Raw genomic sequence first — 13,201 nt, 5'->3', positions numbered from 1 at the left:
CAACGGAACCCACTCATTAACCTCAACCGGAATATTTTTTACCGGATCCCGAATGATAAAAACAACAACGACGGTCAGAATGAGCGCGCAGCCTCCCGCCATGTACATGGTTATTCGCCATCCATAATGAGTGATAAGCCATGCCATGCCAACCTCACCCAGTGCGACTCCCATCAGGGCCAGAGTCTCGGAAATGCCGACCAGCATGGTAAAATGGCGATTGGAAAACCATGATGAGGTCACATAGAGCATTCCTACAAAACCAAAGGCGCTGCCGCAGCCCATCACCAGACGAGCAAGATAAGCCTGCCAGTATTCCTGGCTCAATCCCAGCCCAAATATGCCAACGCACAATAAAACAGAGGCGGAAATCAGAATTTTACGAGCACCAAAACGATCATACGCCAGGCCAACCGGAATCTGCATTAAGACGTAAGCGACAAAAAACGCGCCGGACAAGGAGCCGACCTGTGTTCGTGTTAATTCAAAATCAATACGCCACCTGGCCGCCATCAACCCGGCTGTTGCCTGTAGAAAAAACTGGAAAAACACATAGATTGTCGCCGTAGCCCAATTAAGCCACGGCATCAAGCGACGACGGTTATACATAACGAATCATAGCTATTGCTGGAAAATGAGCGAGTATACCTGCTTTATACTCAAGAAACATCTAAATCCACTCACCTGAAAACTCTGGCTTTGCGGAAAGCCTGGCCGCCTAAAAATAACCTCACTCGATCATTTATAGCTCGAACATTGAACGATCCTATCCCATAGTCAAAATATTGATAAATTTGAACCGTTTAAGTAATTTTGCAATCCGTATGAGGAGTAGCGTTATTTTCACTACACTCGACTCCCGTGTTTTCTAATTTTCGTTTCTTGTTCGCGACTGATTCCAGGTGGCTTTTGCTTTCCCAGAAATATTCTGAAAAAAAGGGGGGGTCCATTTCGCCATTATACCCTGTACAGGCAGCCCAGTGAAACGTTTTACCAGGAAACATCTCGACAACATCGGACAATAAAAAATAATTTTTATCAGTTGAGCTGCAATCAAAAACAACCTTGTTTGTTTCACGCTCAAACACCCTGGGATGAGGTTTTTTTGAACCTTTTATCAAACAAAAATTGGGGACTTTATCCGGCTTTTTAAAAAACATAGGGTAATTTTTAACCAAAGGCATGGTCTTATCAGGATCCTTTTTATGTATTACCGTGACATCGGCTGGATCGAGTTGATTATTTTCAATATCAACTGCCAATGTGTCGGAGAGCCCGGCTCCTAGTCCTGAATAAACGACAATTTCGGTATCAGAATCCGGTAATTCCATTTTGCCGTCCGCTTCATACCAGGCCCCGTGGCCGGAAAAAACAAGATCCTTGCCTGATTCTCCTTTATCTATTCGTTTTATTAAAGACCTAATATATGGCGTATTTTCAACGTCCTTTTTTAATTTCAACAATGCCTCACGAACAATGGTTAAATCCTCGCTGCAGGAAGCCAACGTCGTATTGATGATCCGATAAGCCTGTTCTGATTGCCAGTTTAAATAATATTTATAGAGACGGTGGAATGGTTTTTGCAGCAATAATCGCTCTGCACGAGCAGTGTAGTAATAACGATTTCTGTCTTGTTCCAGTCTTAAAAGGGTTTTCATATTAATTTCTGCACTGGAACGGTAGTGGTAATTTTCCGGAGATACAGGGTATTCGTCCAATATTTCGAGTAATTTAAAGACAATGTCGTTAATTTCCAAAATAATATCCCAAGTAAACATTAAAAAGAGAGATTTTAACAAGAGTTACTTACCGAAAACTTAAGCATGTAAAAAATTATTCATGCCGCTGGCAGCGATTTCATCACCGGAATTTTAAAACAACTATAGCTATGCCGCCCTTTTTTTGATACGCTTCGCAATTCAATTATGGTGGCTCTATTGGTCTCCTCGCGACGACAGATTGTGAACCCCGTCAGGCCCGGAAGGGAGCAGCGGTAACAGTCGATGCGGGCGCGGGTCTCGGCTCTTAGGGCTGCCGCCTAAATTGTGAATGTCTCTATGAGCTATCTAGCATTAGCACGTAAATGGCGGCCACGGACGTTTTCCCAACTGGTTGGCCAGGAACACGTTAGCCAGGCGTTGATTAACTCCCTCAATCAACAGCGATTGCACCATGCCTATTTGTTTACGGGAACCCGCGGGGTCGGGAAAACAAGCATCGCCCGGTTAATGGCCAAATCCCTGAATTGCGAACAAGGCGTCAGCGCCGAGCCATGCCTGCAATGCGAAGCCTGTGTCGCTGTCGAACAAGGCCGATTCATGGATCTCATTGAAGTGGACGCCGCGTCAAAAACACGGGTGGAAGACACCCGGGATATGCTGGACAATGTGCCATACGCCCCCACCCGGGGACGATATAAAATCTACCTTATCGACGAAGTTCATATGCTGTCGCAGCATAGCTTCAACGCATTGCTAAAAACGCTGGAAGAGCCGCCGGATCATGTTAAATTCCTTCTGGCCACCACCGATCCGCAAAAATTACCGGTCACAATTCTGTCGCGATGTCTGCAATTCAACTTAAAACACATATCCACGGAAACCATTGCGGCACAATTACAGCATATCACCGATGAGGAAAAACAGCCTTGCGAGGCTCAGGCACTTGCCTTGCTGGCAAAAGCCGCGCAAGGCAGCATGCGCGACGCCTTGAGTTTGCTGGATCAGGTGATCGCCTGCGCCGGCGACTTACTGACCGAACAACAGGTCAAAACCATTCTCGGCTATACCCGACAGGATTACGCTCTGCCGATTTTACGGGCGTTAATCGCCCATGACCCCTCCGAACTGATTCGCCTGAGCAGAAATATTGCGGAAGAAGGGGGGCATTTTGATTACGTTATCAATAGTCTGCTGGAGAGTCTTCATCAAATCACACTATGCCAGAATTTGCCTGAGGAACATCCCCTACTTGAATATTCTGCCGAACTCAAGGCCTTAGCCGGCCAATTTTCACAGGAAGACACGCAGCTTTTTTATCAGATTGCTCTCAAAGGCCGGGAAGATATGCACCTTGCCCCCGCTCTGGCCGCAGGCTTTGAAATGACCCTGCTGCGCATGCTTGCCTTCAAGCCCGTAGCCCCGATTGAGCCACCCCTCGCTTCGACACCCCGGAAAAAAAAGACTGAAACACCGGCTTCACAATCCGATGCGGGCAGTCCGGTCAATTCCACGGCGCAGACAAAGCCGGAAGCGCCTCGGGAAAAACCGGACGCTTCGTATATTCAGAGCGATGAAAACCCTGCTGTTTCCGCAAGGGAGCAATCCGAGGCGCCAGTCGCCAGCCGGATTTCGGTCACAAACGGCGCAGAATGGGAAACCCTGTTACCCGCTCTAAAATTAAGCGGCCTGGCACAAACGGCGGCTGAAAATGCGGAATTTATCAGTAAGCATGATCGAATCATCACCCTTCGAGTTGATAAAGGACACCAATCGCTTTTCACCCCGGCTATTGTACAACGGATTGAACAGTCCCTGGCTGAGTATTATGGCGAAACCATCAGAATAAACCTGAACACGGATAAACCTGCACAATCAACCCCGGCTCAAAAAAAACAGCAGAAACAACACTTACGGCAGGAAATGGCCGAGACAAACCTGCAAAATGATCCGTTTCTACAGCAGTTGCAGCAAGAGTTTTCAGCAGAACTGGTTAAAAATTCTATTGCCCCGGCTGAAGATCCATTATAATTAATAAATCAAACATAGTATGAGAGGTAACAATGGACATTAATCAAAATCTTGGCAACCTGATGAAAGAAGCGCAGAAAATGCAGCAGCGTATGCAGGAAGCCCAGCAACAGTTGAGTCAATTAATCGTACAAGGTGAATCCGGTGGCGGTATGGTTAAGATTAAAATGAACGGCCGTCATGATGTCACCGAAGTCAAAATCAAACCATCATTACTGGAGGAAGATCCTGAAATGCTGGAGGATTTGGTCGCCGCCGCGGTTAACAACGCCGTACGTAAAGTTGAAGCGGCATCCAAGGAAAAAATCAGTCAACTGACTGCCGGCCTCAACATTCCAACAGACTTCATGCAAAAAGACGACGACAAGGAATAAGCGAGGAATGAGTGCGCTAAACCGCCTGGTGGAAGCGTTGCGCTGTCTCCCTGGCATTGGTCCGAAATCCGCACAACGAATGGCTTATCATTTGTTGCAATATCAGAGGCAGCGAGGATTGCATCTTGCCGCCTGCCTGGAAGAAGCCATGCAAAAGATCAGTCATTGCCGACAGTGCAACAATTACACGGAAGAAACGTTATGTTCCTTATGCCGCAACCCGGCCCGCGACTTTACACAACTCTGCGTTGTGGAAAGTCCGGCAGATGTTGCGGCTATCGAACAAAGTAACGCTTTTTCAGGCGGCTACTTTGTGCTTATGGGAAAAATTTCACCATTAGACGGGTTGGGACCCGAAGACATCGGATTACATCGTCTGGCTGGACTTATTACAGACCTGCAGGTACAGGAAGTCATTCTCGCCCTCAGCCCATCCGTGGAAGGACAAACGACGGTTCATTTTATTTATGAACTTTTACAAAATTCGGAAGTCCGTATCAGCCAACTGGCACACGGCATCCCCTCCGGCGGCGAGCTGGAGTTTCTGGATGGCAATACTATAAGTAGTGCCCTACGCAACCGAGCGACCGTGAATGTATAGAACTTCATCACTATTCACGTCCGTCTGTTTACTGCTCTTGATTATGCTCGGTACAACAAATGCACACGCGACCTTTAATAAAAATTTGTGGCCGGCCTGGGAAGCCCACAATCCTCTCTCGACCCAGACTATCGATCATAGTGAATGGCAACAGTTTCTTGACAAATACGTGGTGACCGATGAAGAAGGAATCAATTTGGTTGATTATGCGCATACAACACCACAGGGATATGCCTTGCTGACCAATTACATCGAGAAAATGTCCAAAATAGATATCAACTCGTTCAATCGTGATGAGCAGTTCGCTTTCTGGATCAATCTGTATAATGCGCTTACCGTCAAGATTATTGCAGACTACTATCCAATAGGCAGCATAGAGGAAATCAATATATCTCCCGGCCTGTTCAGTGTTGGTCCCTGGGGCGCAAAAATTGTGACCGTTAATCATACGTCCTTGTCACTGGACGAAATTCATAATCGGATTATTCGCCCGATCTGGAATGATCCTCGAACCCACTACGCTATCAACAATGGTTCCATAGGCGCTGCCAACTTGCAAAAGCAGGTTTACGAGGGCAGGCTGATTAATCAACAATTGAACAAAGCCGCCGCAGACTACATTAATTCATTACGAGGAGCGCAAGTTATTGAAGGAAAATTAACCCTGTCCAAAATTTATGAATGGTTCTGTGACGATTTCGGGGGCACCGGACAAAACATTATCAATCATATTAAATATTTTGCCCGGGAACCATTAAGCAGCCAGTTAAAACACGTCAATACTGTTGAAAACCATGTATACAACTGGCATTTGAACAGCACCATCCCAAATAAATCGTGAACAGCAAGAATAATCCCGGATTTTGGGAGCAGGCCGGCCATTTTTTCCTATACAACCTGCTATTTGCGCTATTACAAATAGCCTACATTCTCTCGCGCGGCAGTAATTTCCTCCAGGCCATTCCATTACCACTTAACGTCCACATTGAAATTATAATGACCGGCGTCATTCAGTTGGGATTGTATGGCCTATTATCCATCCTGCAAGCGACGCTATTCTGGGGTATCGCCTGGCCCGGGATGAACAGGGAAGCGCAGTTCCGCTGGCAAATTATCCTGTTTACCCTGACTGTCGTATGGCTGCTTGCCATCAACTGTTATCTGTTTCCATTAAGTGCGTTCAGCCGCCTTTTGTTACCGGCCATACCCATGCCGTTGATACGCGTTATTCTCGGATTGTCTTCCTTATGCCTCGCCATCCTCACTATTCTGGCGTTGTGGAAGGGTTTGCGCCGCACCCCGTATCGGTTTGCCGCAGGAATGATATTGTTTCTATCCCTCACCCTGCTGTTTCTGCCACATCATACAACATCAAATACCCCTTCCCGGGAGACCCGGTACCCTAATATTATTCTTATCGGGATAGATTCTCTCAACCCGGAACGCATTAATGCCAGTCAAACACCGACTATCAATCAATTTCTCAAACAAAGCGTTCAATTTAAAGAAACCATCAGCCCGCTGGCGCGAACCTATCCGGCCTGGACAACCATATTAACCGGACTGTATCCGTTGCATACCGGAGCCCGGGAAAACCTGGTGCCTAAAACGCGGGTCAACGACTCGGACAGTATAGTCCGAACCTTGCGAAATCTGGGTTATTACACCATTTTCGCGACCGATGACCGACGATTTAATAATCTGGGCAAGGAGTTTGGTTTTCAGGAAATCCTGGGACCGAAAACAGGTATCGATGATACGCTTCTCGGGACCTATAATGATTTTCCATTAAGCAACCTGCTAATTAATTTTCGAATAAGCGCCTGGCTGTTTCCCTATAATTACCTGAACCGGGCCAGCCATTACAGCTACTATCCGGCCACCTTTGACAAGGCACTGCAACGCATGCTGCAGCGGAATCGGCACAACAGACCGATGATGCTTGCCGTGCATTTTGCCTTGCCTCACTGGCCTTATGCCTGGGCCAAATCACATCCTGCCGAAGTCGGCAATGAGTACAGTATTGCAGAACGCAGCGCTCTTTATCATGCCGCTGTCCACCGTGCCGATCAGCAAATCGGAATATTATTGGCCCGGTTACGAGAAGAAGGTTTGTTAACCAACAGCCTTGTTATCCTGCTCAGCGATCATGGCGAAGCCTTGTATGAGGAAAAAAGCCGTCTCACCAGACTGAAAAACCATCATGGCCAAAAACCCAGCCGACTGGCCGGCTATTTTCGACGAAAAACCGCGACAACATTGGAAAAAAGCGCAGGACACGGTTCCGATTTACTGAGTCCCGCTCAATTCCGTTGCCTGCTGGGCTTTAAAATTATCAGCAAGGATCATCTTGTCACCAAACCACGTCTCATCCAGTCCCGGGTTGCATTGATTGACATAGCACCGACTATTTATTCATTTTTGCACCTGCCGATTCCACCCGCAGTCGATGGAATATCATTATTTAATGCGCTTCTTGGCAAAAGCCGGTCTGTAAACCACCGGGCCATTATGATGGAAAGCGGCATGCTACCCAACCAGTTTATTTCTCAAAAAAAAGCGATACGTTATGGACAATTATTATTTCGAGTCAATCCTGAAAATAATTACCTCGAATTAAAACCGAATCAATTGCAAGCGATTAATGACATGAAACTATATGGACTCATCCAGGACGACTGGTTGCTGGCCCTCTACCCCGATGATGAACAGTACATACCTGTCATCGTTCGTTTAAGCGATAAGCAATGGACAGACGATCCCGCTTCCGAGTTCGCTAGCCATTCACCGTTTAAAACCATGCTGCAACAATTACGTCATTTTTTCCGGCAGGATTTGGCCGATTACCCCAAAACGCGGCCTAACCCTCTACTTCCTTAAAAAGTTGGCTTATCCGGTCGTTTTCCAGAAAGGATTTTTCGTTGTAAACAATTAATATACGATGCAGCGCGTTGAGATTGCGACGACCGGGCCTCACCTTTTTCATCCCGTCATGGCGTTGATAATTGGCCGTAACAATACCGCGGTTAGCAAGCTCTTCCCGCAACGCGTCCATGACACCTGTCAGGGCGTTATAGACTTGTCGAGCCGTTTCCTTCTCCTGCGGATCCAGATCAGGGCAATTGGTAATGGCATGCCCCAGAAAAGCCGCTTGCAACGTCCGTAACAGATAGGTACTGTCTTTATTGGCAAAATAGCCGTACAGGTTCAAACATTCGGTCGTTGGTAACGGCTTGTAAAGCACGCACAACCGTTGCGTGACTATTTTATCGTTCTCATGGCAAACCCCATCACCGGCTAATGATTTTTGTAAAGACATGGCCGTATCAATGAGCCGATCGGGATTAAACCAGAATTTATAAGCCCGAAAAAGATCAAGTAACCGATTTTGATACAGGGTGTGGTCAGAATGGTGCGCCGATACAAACCGACCCTCCTTGATAGCGTTGCCTATCAGGCCGCGATAGGTCTTATCCGGTTCAACCTGAATGCCTTCGGGTAATTCATCGTCATGCAATAAATAATCCTGCCCGGACTTCAAGCCCCGTTGTCCCAAATTCTGCACGATATTCCTCTGGAAATACTCGATGAAATGATGCAGAAAAACCAGCCTGCTTTTCACGGAAATTATTTTTTCAGGATGAAGAGAAAAATCATATAATTTGTCCGGGTGGATTTTATAGAAAAAAATCGTGTTTATCAGAGAAACGAACTCGGGACGGGTAATCTGCTCATTGCAACGAGTCAATTGCTCATTGTTCAAACGCGCAAGCTGTATTGGCAACGCCTCGGATTCCTGCCCGGTCTGATTGGCAAAATGAATCAACGCCATCAACCAGATATCGGGGGTCGTCGATTGCACAACGGCTTTGAATAACCCCTGACTTGCTTCCATGTTTTTTGTTTCACAAAAAGGCGTGGCGGCCTGGGACAGGGCGGCGATTTTTTTATAAAAACCACCGATGTCAGAGATAATACGCGCTTCCTCTTCATTGGACGAGGCAGACAGCCATTGTCTCTTGCGAATCAGCAGTTCTTCATAACAACTCTCGGCCGTTGCGTATTGTTTTAAATCGTTGTCAAAATCACAAGATGGCCACGAGGAGGTGTGTATTTGTAATAATTCGGCATAACGGCCAGCCAGCTCCGTACAACAAGCGGCAAAACGCCGGCGCTCACAGTCAGGCAAGTCCCCGTCGTTGAACATACGATGCAAGCGGGCTTCCAGTTGTCTGATTTCAAATTTAAGCAAAGCCTTATCACGGCCATGCTTATCGATTAGCCAGTTAAAACAGGATTTTTTCACCCATCCCATATTGAGCCCTCCAAGCATCATTATGAAGCCGGAACGACGTATCAGGTTCTGTACACTTATCTATTTCATATTGCAAAAAATGAACCAATCATCCACCCTTTCAATCTGAAATAGATAAGTGTACAGCCACCATATATTGATCATAACAGGATTTCACTGGAATTACCGCCCGGGCTCTCCTAGGATTATAATAAGAGAAGCAGGAGAACAGATGGCTAATGTTCAGGAACCACCTAAATTCGCCGATTTTCTAGCACGAATGATTCTAGTCGGTAAATTAAATCCCATGATATTACCGGAGCTGGTCGGGAAAGAACTTGCCAATCGTGTGCTGGATAACGCCAATAATCTGATAGGCGCGCCAGCCCTTGGTGGTGGTCATATTCCGGTGTTGCAAGGACAAACACACGAATACCTTGGCGCCATCCCTGATATTAAAGCAAGGCTGGCCATGCTTGAGGAAATCCTTGAAGCTCAAAACAAGGAAAACACGGATGCCGATAACGCGGTTCGTCACACTCCCAAGCTGTAATCCCCCTTCCGTAACCTCCAGGCTCTGTGAACCAAAATTTTCCCAGCTGCAAATGCGGCTAACTGGCGCCATCAGGTCTTTGAATTCGTTAAATAGAGCCCGCTATTCGCCTCATTCACAGACCTGATGGCACTCAATTATCCACATTTTCGCTTTGCGAAAAAATTGGTGCAGAGCCTGGTTTCCCAAACGCCGGATCTATTAAAAAATCGCCAAATTAATGACATCCGGTATATAATGGTCGGTAAATTTGCAATTTATATCCGGGGGATCGCTTCATGTTACCGCATCGAAAATATGTCTTGATCATTGACGATGCCCCCAGGGACAAACGTCTTGATGATTATTTTAATAAATTTGACTTTACCATTGTGCAAGAACCCTACTTGCCGGAAACCGGGGAGCAAACTCAAGCGCCCGAAGCCATATTGATCAGCGAACGGTTTATTCGCTCCAACTCGGTAAACATCGCGGAACTTTATCAGCATTATAACGGCCCGTTACTGGTCATTAGTGATAACTACGATGAAGACACGTGCGTTAAGATGCTCGAAGCCGGTGCGGACGACTTTTTAATAAAACCCGTTCACCCCCGGGAATTGCATGCCCGTATCAGCGCCATTGGTAGACGGGTTCAACGCGCAAGGAAAGAACAGGAACCGGAAAAGGAAGTCTTGTTGTTCGCCAACTGGCGCCTTTATCCTTCTTCCCGGCAAGTTTTTGATGAGCAAAATAAAGAACTGAGCCTCAGCGCCGGTGAATACGATTTGCTTCTGGCCTTTGCCCGCCAGCCCCAGCGGATCCTTGGCCGTGAGTTTCTGCTGCAAATCACCAAAAACAGCGAACTTAATCCATTTGACCGCCGCATTGACGTCCAAATCAGCCGCCTGCGGCAAAAAATTGAAACGGACGCCAAAAAACCGGCCTTGATCAAAACCATTCGCAATGGCGGCTACCTCTTTACGGCACGTGTCATAGCCATCAAGGAAGGTACCGAGACAAACTTGCCCTACGAGAAATAACCGGCTTCAACCAAATATTGTAACAATATAAAACACTTTTTGTTATAATAGCTCCCTCAGTTTATCTATAGCACAGAGGTTACGATGTTTGAATGGTTCCAACGCGGACAAATCCGTTATCACAATGAGGATGTAATTGCCGAAGTTACCTTCAGGGGAGAGTCCCTCCGACCGGCACATCCTGTCACGGAAAAAGTACTGCAGGATCAACAAAATCTAGAAAGCACTCTTGCCCGGGAAGGACTAAAATCCGATGCCCGCAACAAGGGAAAAGGCAAGAATACAGTGAGCGTTGCAGAAGCGCTGGATAATGCCTGTTTTCCCCGAACCCTGAAATACGACGAACATACCTTGCAAGATATTGCCTTGAACATCCATAAAGATAGCGCCACTCGCCCCTTGTTTGAAGCCATTTATCGCGCCAATAGTGAATGCTTGTCCCCCCAGTTTAACCACACATCAACCCTGCAACTGAATCTGTTAAAACAAGAGTTGCTGGAAGCCATCGAACAATTTGAAAGAGACCAGTTGTATAATGACAAGAGTAAACTCCAAAATAAATTCAATTCGACTCAGCTTGAAGTCTGTAAACGGGTTTTAGAACAAACCAGGTCTTTGATTCGATGTGCGAACTCCATTTCAGGGGTGATCGCAACCCTGGCGATCGAAGCCGACTTGCTTGCCCAGACAGGGTTGGCAGACAGCGTCCACAAGGATAAGTCATTCCCTTTTCATTCTAGAAAATCATCTAAAATAGACTACCCGGCCAATTTGTTCCGGGAACAATTACCACAGATTGTATCAGAACATGCGCGAAAGATAAGCAATACACCCCGTTTGAATACCGTTGGTTCCGCCTTTCAACTGGGTCAGGCCAGAGAAGCGCTCATCGCTCGTCTGGAAACCTATCTGGGCCATCGCGCCAGACTAGTCAGTGAAACCACGGGCATGTATACGGTCACCAGAAAGTACCAGGCCATTGATCGCGGCATGTTCTACAATAAGGAATTACAGCAAGCCCGCATTAACGTGGCCGCCAGATTGCTGATCCAAATCCGGCATATGCAGTTGGACGACGGTACGCCCATCGACAATCCGCAATTGTTCGCAAACGCGTTGAACGAGGCAATAGGCGCAAATATTGACTGTCATAACGATCTGGCAAGAGCTATTGACGGGCCGGGGGAATTATATAAAACCCTGGACGCGATGCGTCTGGAAATGGGTGATATCTATCCTCAAAACGTTCGGTGCGGGCGGGGCAAGGATTCCGCCAATTTGCATGAGCAACTGGATTTACCGACACCCAAAGCATCCATCCTGGGCCATGCCCATTAAGTTTTCTGGCGCCGCAGCAGTTATTTTTTGGACAGAATAAGGACAAAGCAAGCGCTACGAAACCCTGCCAAACAGGTAGCCCGCGAGAAGCAAAGCGGATTGCGGGGATATACGGCACAGAAATCCCGCTGGGGCTACAACATCCCCCAAACACCCATTTTATGATAAAGTGGGCAACTTTTGCTAACATGGTACACGATGAACGGTATGCGACAACGATGGACTTCCCTGTCTTCCCGGCACAAAACGATGATCATACTTGCCGTTATTGCCCTGTTGACCCTGATAGTTACAATCCGTTTTGTTCAATCAACACACCCCGCGGCGGCCAACGTCAACAAACTGGTGGAAGTGGAAACGATAACGCCGCAACCATTGCAACAAACCATTCGTCTGCTGGGCACCATCCATCCCAAACACGCGACTATCCTGATGGCCAAAGGCAATGGCATGCTCGATACCCTTGTTCCAACCGGACAAAAAATCAGCAAAGGCACGTTAATCGCCAAAATAGACAACCCCGACATTGAAAAAAACGCGCAGTTATCCCACAGTGCCGTACAACTCGCCAGGGCGCAATTCGAGCGTTTAAACAAGCTGCTGAAAACCGGCTACGTCAGTGCCAAGGAAGCCGAGGAGAAAAAACAATTCTGGATAGACGCGCAAAAGGAGCTTGCCAAAACCAGAATAGACCGGAACAATCTTCGTTTTTACGCACCCTTTGACGGCGTCATAGGCGCTTATAAAAAACGGGAAGGAACGCAGGTTAATCAGGGCGATGCGGTCGTGTCCATCTACGATCCCGCCTCGCTGGTCGTCGATTTCGATATTCCATGCAGCAACTTAAACGGGGTTCATCAAGGGCAGCGCGTACACGTTCTTGGCCGGCAATATGCTCTCAGTCATATACAAAACATGATCGATGAAGACACACATATGTGTCCTGCGGATGTCGATATTGTTTGCAAGGATTGCCTGATTGGCTCAACCGTCGATGTGGAACTGGTGGTGGCGGAAAAACCAGACGCCCTGACCATCCCTTTTCAAGCCGTGTTTCTTAAAAACAGCAACCCATTCGTTTATGTAGTCGAACAGGACAAGGTCGTTCTGGTGGCCGTAAAAACCGGACTGATGCAGCAAAACCGCGTTGAAATCATCGATGGTTTAAAACCCGGGCAGCAAGTGATCATCAAAGGTCAGGAACGATTGTATCCGAACATGACGGTTGATGTTTACAAACCGGCTTCCCAATCATTGGCAGGCTAGCCGT

General features: G+C 47.1%; 12 protein-coding genes and 1 other RNA gene (1 of these 13 running past the window's edge). 10 read left to right on the top strand and 3 right to left on the bottom strand.

From position 1 onward, the window contains the following. Nucleotides 1–609, bottom strand: the 5' portion of a protein-coding gene (locus tag CKW05_RS02440; RefSeq protein ID WP_058483647.1) for an MFS transporter. It extends 594 nt beyond the left edge of the window; 609 of the gene's 1,203 nt are visible here — the first part of the coding sequence; the start codon lies at nt 607–609; its stop codon lies beyond the left edge, outside the window. Between the two features lie 194 nt (nt 610–803). Then, nucleotides 804–1,757: a DUF6863 domain-containing protein gene (locus tag CKW05_RS02435; protein WP_133141176.1), complete on the bottom strand. Its 954-nt coding sequence runs from the start codon at nt 1,755–1,757 to the stop codon at nt 804–806. A gap of 178 nt (nt 1,758–1,935) precedes the next feature. Here CKW05_RS02435 and ffs point away from each other — a divergent pair. From ffs to CKW05_RS02405, 6 genes are all read left to right on the top strand, one after another. Then, nucleotides 1,936–2,031, top strand: an RNA gene (ffs, locus tag CKW05_RS02430) — signal recognition particle sRNA small type. A gap of 26 nt (nt 2,032–2,057) precedes the next feature. Then, entirely contained in the window at nt 2,058–3,749 is a 1,692-nt protein-coding gene (gene dnaX, locus CKW05_RS02425) for a DNA polymerase III subunit gamma/tau (RefSeq protein ID WP_058483649.1), read from the top strand. A 32-nt stretch (nt 3,750–3,781) separates the two neighbouring features. Next, a complete protein-coding gene (locus CKW05_RS02420) occupies nt 3,782–4,123 on the top strand; it encodes a YbaB/EbfC family nucleoid-associated protein (protein WP_058483650.1) in 342 nt (113 codons plus the stop codon). Between the two features lie 7 nt (nt 4,124–4,130). After that, complete coding sequence (gene recR, locus CKW05_RS02415) at nt 4,131–4,724, top strand: recombination mediator RecR (protein WP_058483651.1); 594 nt, start codon at nt 4,131–4,133, stop codon at nt 4,722–4,724. Between the two features lie 43 nt (nt 4,725–4,767). Continuing rightward, nucleotides 4,768–5,565, top strand: coding sequence for a DUF547 domain-containing protein (locus CKW05_RS02410; protein WP_231950667.1), 798 nt, complete (start codon nt 4,768–4,770; stop codon nt 5,563–5,565). Next, nucleotides 5,562–7,604 carry a sulfatase-like hydrolase/transferase gene (locus CKW05_RS02405; RefSeq protein ID WP_058483653.1) on the top strand — a complete coding sequence of 681 codons (2,043 nt, stop codon included), beginning with the start codon at nt 5,562–5,564 and terminating at the stop codon, nt 7,602–7,604. Before CKW05_RS02410 ends, CKW05_RS02405 begins: the two co-directional genes overlap by 4 nt. Here CKW05_RS02405 and CKW05_RS02400 read toward each other — a convergent pair. After that, nucleotides 7,585–9,039, bottom strand: coding sequence for a hypothetical protein (locus CKW05_RS02400; RefSeq protein WP_133141175.1), 1,455 nt, complete (start codon nt 9,037–9,039; stop codon nt 7,585–7,587). The two genes, CKW05_RS02405 and CKW05_RS02400, sit on opposite strands and share 20 nt — an antisense overlap. A gap of 211 nt (nt 9,040–9,250) precedes the next feature. Here CKW05_RS02400 and CKW05_RS02395 point away from each other — a divergent pair, with 211 nt between their 5' ends. The 4 genes from CKW05_RS02395 (at nt 9,251) to CKW05_RS02380 (ending at nt 13,197) form a co-directional block, all read left to right on the top strand. Then, a complete protein-coding gene (locus CKW05_RS02395) occupies nt 9,251–9,571 on the top strand; it encodes a hypothetical protein (RefSeq protein WP_058483655.1) in 321 nt (106 codons plus the stop codon). 278 nt (nt 9,572–9,849) lie between these two features. After that, entirely contained in the window at nt 9,850–10,593 is a 744-nt protein-coding gene (locus CKW05_RS02390) for a response regulator transcription factor (protein WP_058483657.1), read from the top strand. An 84-nt stretch (nt 10,594–10,677) separates the two neighbouring features. Then, nucleotides 10,678–11,931 carry a hypothetical protein gene (locus CKW05_RS02385; protein WP_058483658.1) on the top strand — a complete coding sequence of 418 codons (1,254 nt, stop codon included), beginning with the start codon at nt 10,678–10,680 and terminating at the stop codon, nt 11,929–11,931. Between the two features lie 198 nt (nt 11,932–12,129). Further along, on the top strand, nt 12,130–13,197 hold the full coding sequence (locus tag CKW05_RS02380) for an efflux RND transporter periplasmic adaptor subunit (protein WP_058483659.1): 1,068 nt from the start codon (nt 12,130–12,132) through the stop codon (nt 13,195–13,197). Nucleotides 13,198–13,201 lie beyond the last annotated feature (4 nt).

Origin of the sequence: Legionella spiritensis (assembly GCF_900186965.1) — a bacterium.
Lineage (GTDB): Bacteria > Pseudomonadota > Gammaproteobacteria > Legionellales > Legionellaceae > Legionella_C > Legionella_C spiritensis.
Note: the sequence above shows the minus strand (reverse complement) of the source record. Positions and strands in the feature narration are given on the sequence as shown.